A 14655-nucleotide genomic window follows, 5' to 3' on the forward strand; every position below is an offset into this window, starting at 1 on the left:
AGCAACTCGATGACTTAACGATAATAAATGAGGAGATTAAAAGTGTGATTTACAACAGATAAAACTGTTCTTTAAAAATAGCTAAATTGGCTGGGTATATACGGCATAGGAATAGAGTCTATAAATACTAAAAACAGTTTTTGTGTGAGGTGGATCTTATGATTTATAAGATTTATACGTATTTATCAGTGTATTTATTAACATTATTATCATGAAATAGTGTGACTTAAGTCACAACTACACTATTGTTAGTCATTACGCCTTACAAAATGTAAGGAATAAAAGCCTGAAGATATCAGGATCACAGATTTCATAAGATTTTCTGCATATACTTTAAATATAATGATGATGAGTATTGGGGCCGTTGACATGCAATTGGGGCATTGTAGGTTTGATATAGAGAAAGGAGATTTGATTAATCTCGACAATGGTGAAGTTTGGCACCTTCCTAAGGCTGAACTGCATGTACTGAGCTTATTAGTTGAGTATCAGGGGAAAGTTGTTGCTAAACCCTTATTAGAATCTGGCTATGGTGATAAATCACATTTAAGTGGCGCTTCGGTAGCGCGAGCAGTGTTTACATTACGGTCTTTTTTGGGCCCACAACACGAATCACTTATTGAAACGGTAAAAGGCCAAGGCTACTTATTAAGGCATCACCGCACTCGAAAAGTCACTGAGACCATATTACCATCAATTAACCGTCGGTATGCTGGCTTGATCATCATAACGATAATAGTGTTGATCATTGCAAGTGTAGTCGCTGTGAAAGCAATGCAACCTAATGTCGTGCCTACTCAACCGTTGAGTACCAGCACAGTTACATTGTCATCGGGAAAGACTGTAGAGATACTGCTATTTTCACCCTCAAAAACCAACAATGAATTACTTATTGAACAAGGGCTACAAATACAACAAAGTTTTGCCGATTGTGATGTGAGCAGTTGGCAGTCGGTATTTTTATCACTGTCTCACGACAAGCAAGTGTTGAATATTACTATGCAAGGGGAACTCTTAGGTCAGTCTCTTATCCGTAATCTGAAAATCAGTGACTTACGGCAACCTAAACAATTTGTTAATCGTGATTGGCTTAAACAGGTGAATATTTGTGACACCATAAGTGCAAAGTCAGGCCAAAAAAATCAGCGGTTGGAGTAATTATCTTATGTCTAGAAGCAGATTGTGGGTCGTCAATATCATTATTTTAGTCTTACTACTCAGTAGTGTGGCAATTATTTATAGACTCACTATACGTGTACCAAGTTTTATGCTCAGTTGCAGTTCTGAGCTGTTTCACCACCAAACGGCAGAGCAAGATCGTCGTCATTATTTATTAGTTGATTTGGTATCTAATGATGGACAAGCGCAAATTAACTATCGATATTTTGATTATGAAGGTAATTTAGCTGGCACATTATCAATGACTGGAACAGTGGATGATATTGATACAGATAATCAAATATACGATATATCGGTGACCACTAAAGAAGAATATCTATCGAGTAATCCTCAAGATATACCAGAACATTTGTCCTATTTGTCTTATGTAAGCAGCCTGAATCTGAACGAAAAAGGCTTACATTCACTAAGACTTCAAGTGCTTAAGCGAGATGAAGCAAAAGATTATGCGGTGGTGTTATTTCAACCGAGCAATACCGTGTGTGGTTGTCGTCTAGTGCATTAATTTGGTGGGTTAAATGAGTGTCTTTGTTGCGTTACTAAGGTTGATGAATGGCATCGACCTTTTTATGTTAGATACTTATTAAGCTAAATTTACTTATGTAGGAATTACGCTCATATTGTGTTGAATATGGCTTAGTGTGGTTCTAATGCAAGATTAAAGCACGACTATTTATCCTCAACTAAGTTGTTCCAAGGCTTGTTGTGTTAGTTTTTCGGTGTAAGGATTTATCTTCCAATGTTCAGCACTCCATCCTTTTATAAAACGCTGAAAGTCGGCCCAGGCTACGCAATATAATACACGCCATTGCTGTTCAACATCTTGGGGTGATATTTGTGGATGATACTCCGTCAATCCTTGCGTTAGAGTGATAAAATAATGATTGAGATAATCATTAATTAAGGTTTCTGGCTCGTTATATTCCAGCACACTGCTTAATAGCATTACGACATCTTTCATGCCACAGCCTCGGCCAATATATTGAAAATCAACCGCGGCAGCGTGATCGTTAGGGCTAAAACAAAAGTTAGCTAATTTTGCATCACCATGTACCAAGGTTTGGTAGTGGCATTGATTTAGTGTTTGGTCTATTAGACTGGCTGCCAACTTGAGTGGGCCGTGGGGTAGAGCAGCAAATTCGTCTGGGCGTGTATCTAAGTGCCAGTAAGTACCAATTGGCCATAGCCCTTTTGGGGTGGTGTGCATGTATTGAGCGTGAAAATGCCCCAACCAGGTTAAACAAGCGTATACCGTGGCAGGTGTGGCGGTTTTTCTGACTTGGGTAAAACCTATGGTCTGCAAGTCTTGCAACACTAATAGTATTTCATTGGCTTGTTGCTCAACATGCAAACATCGCGGTAATGGGCTCATTGAGTGTTTACTATGATCGTTAGCATAGTGTTGATACCAATTGACTTCAACTTGGTACGACTGCAATTTACGTTGATGCGACAGTGGGGTGTTCCAACCTTTAGGATGTGATTCTGGTTGAGGTAGGCAGATGTATTTTACAATGACAGATGAATACGGTTTACCTGTTACATAGGCTCGAAACAATTGTCCATAACCACCCCATAACGGTTGGATTAACTCAATATGAGTTAAGGTTGTCGCCCCAATAACTTGCTTTACGCGTTGTAAAATACTGTCTGGAATATTCAAATGCATCTCGTGGTGGTCATAATCTTGGTTTAATAGTAACAAAGTTTGTGAGTATGTTTGAGTTAGGGCATCTGTTCATTTTTATTGGTAGTAAGTGATAGGTATGAATCCAACAAACGCTGCTCGAAGGGTTCGACTAAAAACGTTTTTATCTTTGTTGAGTCACTCTTCATTAAGTAAAAGTTGTTTAGATTGCTAGGCAGCAATCTACTCGCCTCGATTAAAACGTTTTTATCTCGAATAAAATTTAACCAGTAAAGATCAGCAGGCCCTAGAACTTTCCAATATATTAAGTTAAGGAGTCTATTCACTGGTGAATAAACGAGAAAAATTCATAGTATTGATATCGCGAAAATGCTGGAAGCTAGTATAGCTTAAGCCTGTTAACGGATGAGTAGAGTATGTTCATTTTATATGTGAGTTTATTTGCGCCGGGTGAATTTTGTACAATTTTATAAAAATAATTTATGGTGGATTTCTTTTGTAATAACGATACTAGAACTGACATAAAAGTAATGTTCACATCTTGTTTTAATTATTAACCTACCTTCTGTTTTAAAACATTTTTTTAACATTTATAGGTTTTAATCACGAATGATTAGTGTCAAAAATGTGACCTATGTAATGTTTGTTAAAACCGAGCAATACTCAACTTATTGTTTATATTAAAATTGCTATTTTTAGCTCAATCATTGAATAGTCATTAAATTGACGGTACTCTGTGCGCAAAATGTAACAAAGTTTTACAAATTTGTTATCGAATTCGCCAAATTTATCCAGGAGTAATCATGGCTACTGCAAGGACAACCATTTTCAAACTGAGTACACTTTCTGCTGCTATTTTATTGAGTGCATGTAGTAACTTGTCGCAACCCGCTAAAGTCTCTGTTTACAATGCAGAAGAATTAGAGCAACGAAACAGTGCTTTACTGGAAAGAGAAAAAGCCGTCGCAGAGCGTGAAGCGAAAGCTCAAGATGTGTTAATTGGCAAAAGTAGCCCTGAAGGTGAATTACTACCACCTAATGCTAAGCTTGGTGAATGTTATGCACGTGTATGGGTAGAACCAACATATGAACATTACACTGAAACAGTACTGGTAAAAGAAGCTAGCGAAAAAGTTGCTATCATTCCAGCACAGTATCAGCAAACAACTGAAACCATTGAAGTGCAACCCGCAAGTTTTAATATGATAGCAGTGCCTGCAACTTACGACGTTGTTACTGAGCAAAAGTTAGTTCGTGAAGCTGGTTCACAATGGTTAGTTGACTTACGTAAAGGCAGTGCACCAGCAAGTGCTGAGTTACTAAAAGCGGCAGCAGACCATGGTATTAACCTTAATAATGCCACTGCTGGTATGTGTTTCCATGAACATTATCTACCTGCACGTTATGAGCAAAAAGGTGAGTCAGTGCTTGTTGCTGAAGCTTATGAAGTCGTTGAAACTATTCCAGCTGAATTCCGCTGGTTAGAAAAGCGAGTTTTAGTTAAAGAAGCCAGTACACGTATGGAGCAAGTTGCTGCTCAATATGAAACAGTGACAGAAGAGGTTGTTGATGTACCAGTTCATACTATCTGGAAAAAAGGCGTTGGTCCTATCCAGAAAATTGATGAAGCGACTGGCGAAATCATGTGTTTAGTTGAAGTGCCTGCCACATATAAAACCCTCACTAAGCGTGTTTTAGTGTCGCCTGCCACGTCTCGCACTGTCGATATTCCCGCTGAATATAAAACTATTCGAGTTAAAGAATTAGTTAGCGAAGCTAAGGAAGTTCGCACACAGGTTCCTGCTAAATATAAAAATGTGCAAGTTACCCAAAAAGTGGCCGATGTGGAATTTTTATGGCATGAAGTTCATAATGATGAACACCCTAAAGCCACTCGCACAGGTAATAAAATCTGTTTAACCGCGACACCTGCAGAGTTTGAAACGGTTAACCGTAGTGTAGTAGTAAGCCCTGCATCAACTCAGCGAGTGGATATAGCTGCTAAATATGAAACCATGGATGTGACTAAGTTGGTTTCAGCCGCGAAAGAAATGCGTACTGAAATTCCTGCAGAGTTTGAAACCATTTCACTTAGTCGTATTGATAAAGATGGCTTTATGGAATGGCGTCCAATTTTATGTGAAACTAACATGACCCGTTCAACTATTACCGAATTACAACAGGCTTTAGCTTCAAAAGGCTATAATCCAGGTAAAATAGACGGTGTAGTGGGTGTTGATACTATTAAAGCGGTAAATGCTTTCCAAAGTGATAATGACTTACCAACCGATAAATACATCAATATCGAAACAGTAAAAGCATTAGGCGTTAACCTTTAATTTAAGGTCTAATCGTTAACATAAAGCCCAAAAAATAGTCTTAGACAGACTGTTACTTGGGCTTTTTTATTACCTCAAATTTGTATATATAAAAATATTAAATTTAGTATTTTCTAAATTTGGTTAAATTCAAATCTAAATAAGACAAGTATATGAAAACTAGTTTTATATCAGCAGTTTGCGTAATTTTATTGGTATTGGAATTCTGACCTGAAACAAGAAAATTTAAAGCTGCCATTGGCAGCCTTATTAATTTTACGTTTATAACGTAGGACGATTTAAGTCAAAACGTAACTCGTCTGAAATACCATAATAAGCAGATGGACCGCCAGCTCGTAATACTGGTTCGGCTAATGCCGTTTGATAAATACCTTCATCACTTAATAAATGCTTTTCAATGTGTACAGCGACTACTTCGCCAAGTACTAACCAAGTATCTATTTTGTCACCATTAGCAGCTGTCAGTTGAATACATTGAGATAGCTTACATTCGAAGTTGACAGGGCTTTGTGCAATTCGATCCGCGTTAACAATGTTACCCGCTATTGGTGTTAAGCCAGCAAATTCAAATTCATCTGTACCTCGGGGTAATGCTGCCGAGGTTTGATTCATTTGTGCGGCTAAACTGCGAGTGGTTAGGTTCCACACAAACTCGCCAGTTTCAACAATATTGGCGACACTGTCTTTCCATCCTGTGCTGGCAAACCCTATGATTGGTGGATCATAATTAAAGCAATTAAAAAAGCTGTAAGGCGCAAGATTTCGTTGACCTTGGGCATTACGTGATGAAATCCACCCGATAGGCCGCGGGCCAATTATGGCATTTAGCGGGTTATGTGGCAGACCGTGGCCTTTGTTTGGTTCATAAAAATAGCGATTATCTTTATTCATTGGATTACGATCCTTTTTTAAGGTATTACGAAGATATAAAAGCGGTCCACAATAAACGTAAGCCAACCACTATCATTAAACTAAGAATGATTTTTTTAAATTGTCTGTCGTTAACTTTATCTTGGATCCGTAACCCTAATCTAACGCCTATCCAAGCGATAGGGGCGAGCATGGCTGATACGGTTAAATTACTGAGGTTAATTTGCCCCAGCATAGCGTAAGGGATCAGTTTTACGGCATTAACAACTGCAAAAAACATCACCGCAGTGCCTAGATACTTAGTTTTATCTAAACGTAATGGAATTAAATATGCATTTAATGGTGGTCCGCCGGCATGTGCTACAAAGCTGGTAAAGCCGGCAATGGTGCCACAAATTCGACCAATAAGAGGTGACGGTTTACGTTGTGACCATTCACCTAAAGTTAGTCCATATAAACCAAAGCCAAATGATATTATCCCCAAAATACCCCGTAAATATTGTTCATTAAGGTGATCAAATAACAGATAGGCCACTATGATACCGACAATGGCCGAGGGTAATAAAATCAATAACTGGCTGTTACTTTGTTTATTCCACCAAGATTTTACGTTTAAAAAGTCCATGTAAACAAGCAAAGGTAACATGACTGCCGCGGCCGCAGCAGGACTAATCGCCAGAGCCAACAGCGGCACTGTTAATCCGCCAGCACCACCGGCAAAACCCGACTTAGACATACCAGTAATTAGCACTGCAGGAATAGCCACTAACCAAAATAATGGTTCTGTTAACACCGAGACTCCCTATTATGCTTATTCAGTTAACGATTAGCTGATAGCTTATTATTTATAGTAGATAGTGTATTGATGGTTGATCACAAGTAAATGGGCCAGCAATGACAGCACTGCCGAGACTAATCAGACTGTAAATTAACAGGAAAGTTAAGTCACTATATTAGTGAAAACTAAGTGCTGGTGGCGGGGTGAAATTAAGAATTAGCTGAAGATAGCAACGCGGGTGAGTCTTGTTCATCTGGGCGGCTCAACAGTCTTTGTTTTAACACCTCAAACTCAAGTGGTTTATCAAATAAATATCCTTGTAAATAATGGATTCCTAACGTCGTTAAGGTTGTAGCTTGTTGTTGATTTTCAACACCTTCAGCGATTACTTGGTAGCCCAGGCCATGAGACATCACCATAACCGCTTTAACGATATCAATGCCATTAATTTGCAGGTTGGTGATGAATGAGCGATCAATTTTTACGAAATTTATATCTAAATCTTGGATTACCGATAATGACGAATAACCGGTACCAAAATCATCAATCGAAATCATAAAGCCCAAAGCTTGTAGCCCTTTGACCATGTTAATTAATTTAAGCTTATCTTTTGAAAAGAGTGATTCAGTTATTTCAATATGAACGTCTCTTGGGTTTATATTATGTTGACTGACAATATTGTGTACCTTATTAACAAAATTGATGTCTTCAAATTGAATTATCGACACATTAATGGATATTTTTAATCCCTGATTTAGCTCATGTAATGCAGATAATTTACGCATTGACTCTTCTATTACCCAATAGCCAATTTCTTTAATAGCACCGTTTTTTTCTGCCAACGGAATGAACACCTCGGGTGAAATTAATGCGCCTTCAAAATCCCATCTTAGCAATGCTTCGACACAGGCTATGTTACCTGTGCTAGATTCAATAATCGGTTGAAAAACAAGGTGTAACAGTTTATCGGATACGGCCTGGGCAATGCCTTTACTTAAATGTATTTCATATTTTATTTTTTGTTTTAATTGGCTACTAAACATCACATAATCGCCTGCGCCACCCTCTTTACGGCTGTACATGGACTGGTCTGCCAAACTGATTAAATCTGATATTGATTGACCGTGTTCAGGGTACATGGCTATTCCAATAGAGCAGTCCATATCAATGACATGTTGAGAGGTTAAAATTGGTACGTTGATGCATTTTTTTAAAATGATGGCTAATTCTTCAAAGCGATAATGTGAAGTTTGATATGCCATGATAATAAATTCATCCCCCCCCAACGGCAGATAATTTCATCATGCTGACAAGCTTGTTTAATTCGCTTTGCGACCTCAATAAGAACTTCATCACCGGCATTATGGCCAAAGTTATCATTAGCCAGTTTAAAACCGTCTAAGTCGAGGAAGAAAATAGCATACTTAATATCGTATTTTATTTGTGTAAACTGATGATTGGCGGCCTCAAGAAAGGCGCGCCTATTTAACAAATGGGTTAGAGGATCATGTTGGCTGAGCTCAATAATTTTGTGAGTTCTTTGTATGACCTGTTGTTCCATACTTTTTAATAATTGATTATGTTCATTCCGTAGCTTAATAGAATGTTCAGTAAAATTAGCCGCAGTCTTAGCTATTGAGAACATAACAAAGGCATAGGCGAGGCCTAAATAGCCTAACATTTGATGGGCCGGATTTCCGCCAACGATCATTTGAATTGAAAAGGGAGCCAACAACAATAAGGTGTATGTTTGTGATACGAGTTTATTGCCCGATAATATTGTGGCTGCACCGCCCGCCATGGCCGACACAATGACCAAAGCAGAAAATAATTCTTCGATACTTAATTTAGTGTAAAAAAATAAGCAATAAAATGCCCAAAAACATGCTGTGAGTATTGCTCCGACGCTATAACGATATAAGTCATTTTGACTTCCTAATATATCTTTATTCGCTCGCTTCAACCAAAAGAAAGTATCAACACTACGTAATAAAATTAATCCAGATAAACACAACCACCACAATAATTTATCATTAGTTGCGGAATGATTTTCAAATCCAAAAGCTAGACCAGCAGATGCTACTAGGGTAACGGCAATGCCAGGGATTGCGCTACGGTATAATAACTTTAGATGGTCATTCAGTATTTGCGGATCTGCTTGTGCAGTCATGAACATGTATACCGTCAGCATGATTGAATAATGATCAGTATACTTCCCATGCTCAAAAATACTACGTTTATAGTATTTTTTAAGTGGTGGTCACTTTGTTTTGAGACACTACGCAATAATTTAAAACAAAAATTGATATAGATAGCCTGCCAACATGGCCATGTACAAAATTACGATAAGAAATGTTGTGACTAAAGTATTTTTAAAAATAGATTTAAGTAAAACAACCTCGGTTAAACTGGCGCCCGCGCTGCCAATAATTAATGTCATCACAGCGCCAAGCCCCATGCCTTTAGACGCTAATGCTGCACTTAATGGAATAACCGCCTCTGCACGTATATATAGAGGAATACCAATAACAGCCGCAACGGGGATAGCAAATGGATTATCTTTATTGGCATATTGAATAACTAACTCAGTGGGCATAAAACCATAAATTAACGAGCCAATAGCAATACCGCCAATTAAATAAGGCAGCACTTTTTTAAAGTCTGTCCAAGTAGTTTGCCAGATTTGTGTCCACTTACTGACAGACTCTGTTTGACCACAACATGATGTTTTACAAAATTTTGTTGCAGGCACGATGAAAGCTTCGGGTTTAATATATTTCTCAAAGCCGAGTTTTTCTAAACTGTAGCCTGCAATAATAGATACTCCCATTGCCAAGACAAAATAAAATACCGTTACGCTAATACCAAAGGTCACCGCAAATAAGCCAATAATAATCGGGTTGAGTAAAGGGCTAGCAAATAAAAATACCATCATGGTGCCAAAGCCTGCTTTTGCTCTTAATAAGCCTTTTAAAAACGGGATTGTTGAACAAGAACAAAAAGGCGTGATCGCGCCTAAAAATCCGGCGACAATATAGCCTTTTCCATGTTTATCACTGAGTATTGATTGGATTCTCTCTGGCGGAATATACATTTGTAAAACACCGACTAAATAACTAATTAGCAGAAATAGCGTAGTTAACTCTAACGTTAAAAAAACAAACATATTTAATGTTTCTTGTAGCATATTATTGGTTATCATCATATAAACCTATATTTCTAGAATTACCGAAATATAAATGTGTTTGATGGCTTAATCAAGATATTTCTAGTAATATCGAAATATAGAGTTAATTGGGATGTTTTTATGGATATTGAAGCGATTGCTAAGGCATTGAAAGAACTAGGGCATCCGACTCGCTTGTTGATTTATAAGTCGGTAGTACGTGCAGGGTATCAAGGTATTGCTGTTGGTGGCTTACAAGAAAAGCTGGCAATACCCGGCTCGACATTATCTCATCATATATCTGGTTTAGTGTCTGCTGGTTTAATTTCTCAGCGCCGCGAAGGGAGAACACTTTTTTGTATTGCCGAATATGATACTTTGCAAACCGTGATTGGCTTTTTACAAGATGAATGTTGTGCAGATGAGCAGACCCCGACAGCATGATTAGGATAGCGGATTAAAGGAATAACGTCACAATGATAACATTGAGTGAATGGCAGCAACAGGGACTATTCGAGCAGATTAACGGTCAACAAATATTTACTCGTCAGGCGGGAAGTAAACAAGCGCCAGTGTTATTGCTAATTCATGGTTATCCTAGTGCTAGTTGGGATTGGGAAGGTATGTGGCATACGCTCACTCAGCACTATAACGTTATCACCCTTGATATGTTGGGCTTTGGTTTATCAGATAAGCCTAAAGATGCGCTTTACTTGATAAGTCAGCAAGCCGATATTTTTCAGGCATTTTTACATAAGCTTGGTGTCAGCGAATATCATATTTTAGCCCATGATTACGGTGATACGGTCGCACAAGAGTTGCTAGCAAGACAAGTTGATGACAATAGTCATATGCACATCGCAAGCGTGTGTTTTTTTAAATGGTGGCTTATTTCCTGAAACCCATAAGCCGCTATTAATCCAAAAACTGTTGTTGTCACCGTTAGGCTTTTTGGTGTCTAAATTGATTAACAAACAGAGATTCTCCACTAGTTTACAGCGTATATTTGGGCCGTCGACACCACCAAATCCTGAAGTTATCGATACGTTGTGGCAGTTGCTAAACCACAATAACGGATTGGCAATAATGCATAAACTGATTAGTTATATGACTCAACGACAACAACATCGTGAGCGTTGGGTGGGAGCAATGATTAACAGTACTATCCCCATAAAGCTGATCGCAGGCGTGCAGGATCCTGTCTCAGGGCAGCATATGATTAACCGTTATCGTCAATTGATACCTAATGCTAATATCTGTGAAATGGCAACGTTGGGCCACTATCCACAAATTGAAGATGCAGACGCCATTAGCACGGCTTATTTGCAGTTTAGACAGAGTATTGAGTAAGCTAACGTGACAGTAGAGATCAATAAAGTTGTCATACTTAATTGATATTATTATTTCCTAATTAATTTTACTATTGAGACAAACATCATGCGCGCCTTTGCCATCATCTGTGTTTTTGCCAGCGGATTATTTTCTAGCATTAGTTGTTTATCTGCGGGTTCAATCCCTACAGTAGCAGAAAAACCTTATGTATTATTGGTTTCTATAGATGGTTACCGTTTTGATTATAACCGCCTACATAATCCTAAGCATCTAACTGAATTTGCTAAGCATGCTGCCAAGGTTCTTCATTTTATACCGTCGTTTCCCACCGTAACTTTTCCAAATCACATTACGCTTGTTACTGGATTGTATCCCGCTCATCATGGCATAGTTTCGAACCATTTTTATAACCATGCTCTACAACAGCCCTATAGTATGAAGATTAAACAAGCAGTGACCGACGGTCGTTTTTACAATGGGGTGCCATTGTGGTCATTAGCGGGTCAGCAAGGATTAAAAAGTGCGACTTATTTTTGGCCTGGATCGGAAGCGAAAATTGCAGGCCAACGACCTGATTATTGGCTGGCTTATAATAACGATGCACCGAATAATGAAAGAGTAGATCAGGTTTTACAGTGGTTTAATTTACCCGAAGCTGAGCGCCCACAGTTTGTGACTTTGTATTTTTCCGATGTGGATACAGCAGGGCATCATTTTGGCCCAACATCGAACAATACCTATCAAGCAGTGCAAGACATTGATCAAGCTATTGGACAATTATTGGCTGGAATACAAGCGCTACCGTTTAAGGTCAATGTGATAATTACTTCCGATCATGGCATGGCTAATGTTTCGGGGTTTCCACGCTTATATACCGATAAACTATTTGCTGGTAATGAAGCTTTAAAAGCCAAATTTAGTTTTAATAATGATGCGGCATTTTCATTAGTGAGTGCCCTTGGTGATAATAAACAACAAGATTTAGCTGTTTTAGAAGTGCTCACTAAAAAAGTCCCTGGTTTGCAATTTTATCGTCAGAAAGATATTCCTGCTTACTTACATTTTAGTGACAATCAATCGATTGAGGATGCCGTGTTAATCAGTAATCAACATTATATTACTAGCACTGATGCAGGGGCCGGAGTGACAGGTAAGCACGGTTATGATGCCAGTGTAATAACCGACATGAACACAGTGCTATATGCTCAAGGGCCTGCGTTTAATCAGCAACATATCGACCATGCCGACAATATTCATTTGTACCCACTCATCGCCCATATTTTAGGATTAACGATAACCGAACCTATTGATGGTCAGTTAACTGTGTTAGCACCTTTATTAGCTCAATGATGGTAGATGATGATTGTGGTTTAATACTCGCCGCAATATTTACTCACAAATGGTCAATAGATTGTAAAAGTTGTGTAATATAAAGTGAATGGATTGTCATTTTTTGTTGGCCAGTATGCCTATGTATTTATGGTTGTAAATTTGATTTTTTCGAGGTGATTAACACCTTCAATACCGCCAGTACCTGGTGTTATAACGAACTATTTTTCTCTCAATGCAACGTCCAGTTTTAACGATAAATTTAAATGAAATAATAGGGTTAACTGAATAGTCCTATTAATATAAAGGTAATGTGAACCATGACTACAGCAATAGATTATTATTTTACCAGCCTTTCTCCTTATGTTTATTTAGGCCACAGCACTTTTACCTCGTTGGCTAACAAGCACAATACTACCATCCACTATAAGCCGATAAAATTAGCCAAACTGTTTGCCGAATTAGGGGTGTTACCCGTCAAGCAACGCCTACAAGCTCGACAAGACTATCGTTTAATTGAACTCTCTCGCTGGTCTAAAAAACGTCATTTACCCCTTAATCTGCAGCCCGCTTTTTTCCCGGCAGATCCAAGTTTGGCCGACCGATGCGCTATTGCATTACAGCAAGCAGGGCAAGATGTCAGTGAGTTTCTTGGGCATGTACTGGCCGCATGTTGGGTACAAGATCAAAACATTGCTGATGAAACGGTTATTCGACAAATATTAACCTCGCTTAATGTCGACACCGACAGTATTGTACAGCAAGCTTTATCAAGCGAAATTGATGAAATATATGAAGTAAATACAATAGAAGCCATCGAAAAAGGCTTGTTGGGCGTCCCAACTTACGTGTACCAAAATGAACCATTCTGGGGGCAAGATAGATTGGACTTGCTCAATGATAAGTTGAGTGAGTAAGGTTATTAAGTGATGAGTTAACGCAAAGTAATCGCGACCATTAATGGCATTTTTACAGCGTTCTTTAGATAATAGTGATAATAAGCGCGATTATTGGGTTTGATTTGTCGGACTAGGCTATTAATGAGCGGACAGCACACGTAGGTTATGTTGCACTAAATCTGAGTTTTGGCATAAAGGGAAATGATTATCCTTGAATGCTTTGCTCAGTATTTAATGACAAGATATTTACTTTAACCTTGTAATACCAATTAATACGCAAATAATTCCGCCGGCCATTCCAGCCCACGCTTCGATAGGGGTATCACCATTTAATGCCCTGGTTACTTGAGAACTGGCTGCATCATAAATATTGTAGCCCCACAACGCTAAAAAAATACCCGCAATAACAAGTACAATCCCAATAATTTTACTGTTCATTTTTACTCCAAACGTTGGTGAGACAACTGTTGATAAGACCATAATTGATGGACCTAAAATTAACGAGGTTAATCAAATTAATAATACCTCGTGATAAGAAATGCCTCGTTAGCATTACTGTTAACTTCCAAATTATTGATAGCTTTTATCGAGTCCATTTTAGCTAAAATGGCATTAAAAAAAGCTATCGTAATATTGTGATTATCAGTCTTTAAAGTGGTTTAAATGCGTTAAATTCGTGTCTAATTTTTTCTATTCGTTCACGATTAACCCCAAAATCTGAGCGTCCAATACGTGAAGCCGATCTAACATGTATGGTTATTTTATCGGATGCTGTTGCTGGAAAATAAAACTCTACATCATCAACAAAGCGCATTATCTGAGAGGTAAACTCAACGCGAATATAATTGTCCTCGACCACAACGATATTTGCTCGCTCTGCAGCTTTTAGTATGTGTAAAAGGCGCACTTGCGCTTTTTGCTGTGTTCCAGTGAAATCGATCGGTGCGATAAAATGCTCTTCATCTGCAGCTTGTTGACTATTAACACAGTTTGGTGATTCAGGACACGGTGTTAATTTGTCATTATTGACGCCCAATGTAGGCACAGTGCCAGAGCAACCCATTAATAGCATCATGCTAAGTGTTAATATTGAAATTTGCTTGTACATTATTCAG

General features: G+C 38.3%; 15 protein-coding genes and 1 pseudogene. 8 read left to right on the top strand and 8 right to left on the bottom strand.

The features are described 5' to 3' along the window. Positions 1-411: 411 nt before the first annotated feature. Positions 412-1158, top strand: a complete 747-nt coding sequence (locus FCN25_RS11740) for a transcriptional regulator (protein WP_368074067.1) — start codon at positions 412-414, stop codon at positions 1156-1158. 7 nt (positions 1159-1165) lie between these two features. Continuing rightward, positions 1166-1684 carry a hypothetical protein gene (locus FCN25_RS11745; protein ID WP_137224973.1) on the top strand — a complete coding sequence of 173 codons (519 nt, stop codon included), beginning with the start codon at positions 1166-1168 and terminating at the stop codon, positions 1682-1684. Positions 1685-1858: 174 nt separating this feature from the next. On the opposite strand, the gene FCN25_RS11750 is transcribed toward FCN25_RS11745, so the two are convergent. Then, on the bottom strand, positions 1859-2848 hold the full coding sequence (locus FCN25_RS11750; RefSeq protein WP_175405859.1) for an aminoglycoside phosphotransferase family protein: 990 nt from the start codon (positions 2846-2848) through the stop codon (positions 1859-1861). Positions 2849-3630: 782 nt separating this feature from the next. Here FCN25_RS11750 and FCN25_RS11760 point away from each other — a divergent pair. Further along, the gene (locus tag FCN25_RS11760; protein WP_217495307.1) at positions 3631-5166 is read left to right on the top strand and encodes a peptidoglycan-binding protein; all 1536 of its coding nucleotides are present in this window, start codon (positions 3631-3633) and stop codon (positions 5164-5166) included. 261 nt (positions 5167-5427) lie between these two features. Here FCN25_RS11760 and FCN25_RS11765 read toward each other — a convergent pair whose 3' ends face one another. From FCN25_RS11765 to FCN25_RS11785, 5 genes and pseudogenes are all read right to left on the bottom strand, one after another. Beyond that, positions 5428-6057, bottom strand: coding sequence for a flavin reductase family protein (locus FCN25_RS11765; protein ID WP_137224977.1), 630 nt, complete (start codon positions 6055-6057; stop codon positions 5428-5430). Between the two features lie 25 nt (positions 6058-6082). After that, complete coding sequence (locus tag FCN25_RS11770; protein ID WP_137224979.1) at positions 6083-6829, bottom strand: sulfite exporter TauE/SafE family protein; 747 nt, start codon at positions 6827-6829, stop codon at positions 6083-6085. Positions 6830-7023: 194 nt separating this feature from the next. Continuing rightward, positions 7024-7896 carry an EAL domain-containing protein gene (locus FCN25_RS11775; protein ID WP_368074088.1) on the bottom strand — a complete coding sequence of 291 codons (873 nt, stop codon included), beginning with the start codon at positions 7894-7896 and terminating at the stop codon, positions 7024-7026. A gap of 18 nt (positions 7897-7914) precedes the next feature. After that, a pseudogene (locus FCN25_RS11780) lies at positions 7915-9005 on the bottom strand (GGDEF domain-containing protein); the annotation flags it as partial. Positions 9006-9104: 99 nt separating this feature from the next. After that, positions 9105-10019, bottom strand: coding sequence for a permease (locus FCN25_RS11785; protein WP_137224984.1), 915 nt, complete (start codon positions 10017-10019; stop codon positions 9105-9107). A gap of 102 nt (positions 10020-10121) precedes the next feature. Here FCN25_RS11785 and FCN25_RS11790 point away from each other — a divergent pair, with 102 nt between their 5' ends. The 5 genes from FCN25_RS11790 to FCN25_RS11805 all read left to right on the top strand — a co-directional run bounded on the left by FCN25_RS11790 (position 10122) and on the right by FCN25_RS11805 (position 13558). After that, complete coding sequence (locus FCN25_RS11790; protein ID WP_137224986.1) at positions 10122-10424, top strand: helix-turn-helix transcriptional regulator; 303 nt, start codon at positions 10122-10124, stop codon at positions 10422-10424. A gap of 32 nt (positions 10425-10456) precedes the next feature. Then, positions 10457-10879 carry an alpha/beta fold hydrolase gene (locus FCN25_RS21355; RefSeq protein WP_368074068.1) on the top strand — a complete coding sequence of 141 codons (423 nt, stop codon included), beginning with the start codon at positions 10457-10459 and terminating at the stop codon, positions 10877-10879. Then, complete coding sequence (locus tag FCN25_RS21360) at positions 10818-11330, top strand: alpha/beta fold hydrolase (protein ID WP_368074069.1); 513 nt, start codon at positions 10818-10820, stop codon at positions 11328-11330. The genes FCN25_RS21355 and FCN25_RS21360 overlap by 62 nt, the downstream gene beginning before the upstream one ends. 87 nt (positions 11331-11417) lie before the next feature. Beyond that, positions 11418-12662 (top strand): ectonucleotide pyrophosphatase/phosphodiesterase, encoded by a 1245-nt coding sequence (locus FCN25_RS11800; protein WP_137224988.1) that lies wholly within the window; start codon positions 11418-11420, stop codon positions 12660-12662. 299 nt (positions 12663-12961) lie between these two features. Next, complete coding sequence (locus FCN25_RS11805; RefSeq protein ID WP_137224990.1) at positions 12962-13558, top strand: 2-hydroxychromene-2-carboxylate isomerase; 597 nt, start codon at positions 12962-12964, stop codon at positions 13556-13558. A gap of 228 nt (positions 13559-13786) precedes the next feature. Here FCN25_RS11805 and FCN25_RS11810 read toward each other — a convergent pair whose 3' ends face one another. Together FCN25_RS11810 and FCN25_RS11815 are read right to left on the bottom strand one after the other, a co-directional pair. Continuing rightward, positions 13787-13978 (bottom strand): DUF3185 family protein, encoded by a 192-nt coding sequence (locus FCN25_RS11810; protein WP_137224992.1) that lies wholly within the window; start codon positions 13976-13978, stop codon positions 13787-13789. 211 nt (positions 13979-14189) lie between these two features. Further along, complete coding sequence (locus FCN25_RS11815) at positions 14190-14648, bottom strand: DUF1499 domain-containing protein (RefSeq protein ID WP_137224994.1); 459 nt, start codon at positions 14646-14648, stop codon at positions 14190-14192. Positions 14649-14655: the final 7 nt, after the last annotated feature.

Source organism: Shewanella sp. MEBiC00475 (assembly GCF_005234075.1).
Classification (GTDB): domain Bacteria; phylum Pseudomonadota; class Gammaproteobacteria; order Enterobacterales; family Shewanellaceae; genus Shewanella; species Shewanella polaris.

Coding starts and splice junctions, on each gene's coding strand:
- FCN25_RS11745 (WP_137224973.1), top strand. CDS start 1,166: ATGTCTAGAAGCAGATTGTGGGTCGTCAATATCATTATTTTAGTCTTA.
- FCN25_RS21360 (WP_368074069.1), top strand. CDS start 10,818: ATGACAATAGTCATATGCACATCGCAAGCGTGTGTTTTTTTAAATGGT.
- FCN25_RS11785 (WP_137224984.1), bottom strand. CDS start 10,019: ATGATGATAACCAATAATATGCTACAAGAAACATTAAATATGTTTGTT.
- FCN25_RS21355 (WP_368074068.1), top strand. CDS start 10,457: ATGATAACATTGAGTGAATGGCAGCAACAGGGACTATTCGAGCAGATT.
- FCN25_RS11805 (WP_137224990.1), top strand. CDS start 12,962: ATGACTACAGCAATAGATTATTATTTTACCAGCCTTTCTCCTTATGTT.
- FCN25_RS11760 (WP_217495307.1), top strand. CDS start 3,631: ATGGCTACTGCAAGGACAACCATTTTCAAACTGAGTACACTTTCTGCT.
- FCN25_RS11815 (WP_137224994.1), bottom strand. CDS start 14,648: ATGTACAAGCAAATTTCAATATTAACACTTAGCATGATGCTATTAATG.
- FCN25_RS11765 (WP_137224977.1), bottom strand. CDS start 6,057: ATGAATAAAGATAATCGCTATTTTTATGAACCAAACAAAGGCCACGGT.
- FCN25_RS11750 (WP_175405859.1), bottom strand. CDS start 2,848: ATGCATTTGAATATTCCAGACAGTATTTTACAACGCGTAAAGCAAGTT.
- FCN25_RS11775 (WP_368074088.1), bottom strand. CDS start 7,896: ATGTACAGCCGTAAAGAGGGTGGCGCAGGCGATTATGTGATGTTTAGT.
- FCN25_RS11790 (WP_137224986.1), top strand. CDS start 10,122: ATGGATATTGAAGCGATTGCTAAGGCATTGAAAGAACTAGGGCATCCG.
- FCN25_RS11810 (WP_137224992.1), bottom strand. CDS start 13,978: ATGAACAGTAAAATTATTGGGATTGTACTTGTTATTGCGGGTATTTTT.
- FCN25_RS11800 (WP_137224988.1), top strand. CDS start 11,418: ATGCGCGCCTTTGCCATCATCTGTGTTTTTGCCAGCGGATTATTTTCT.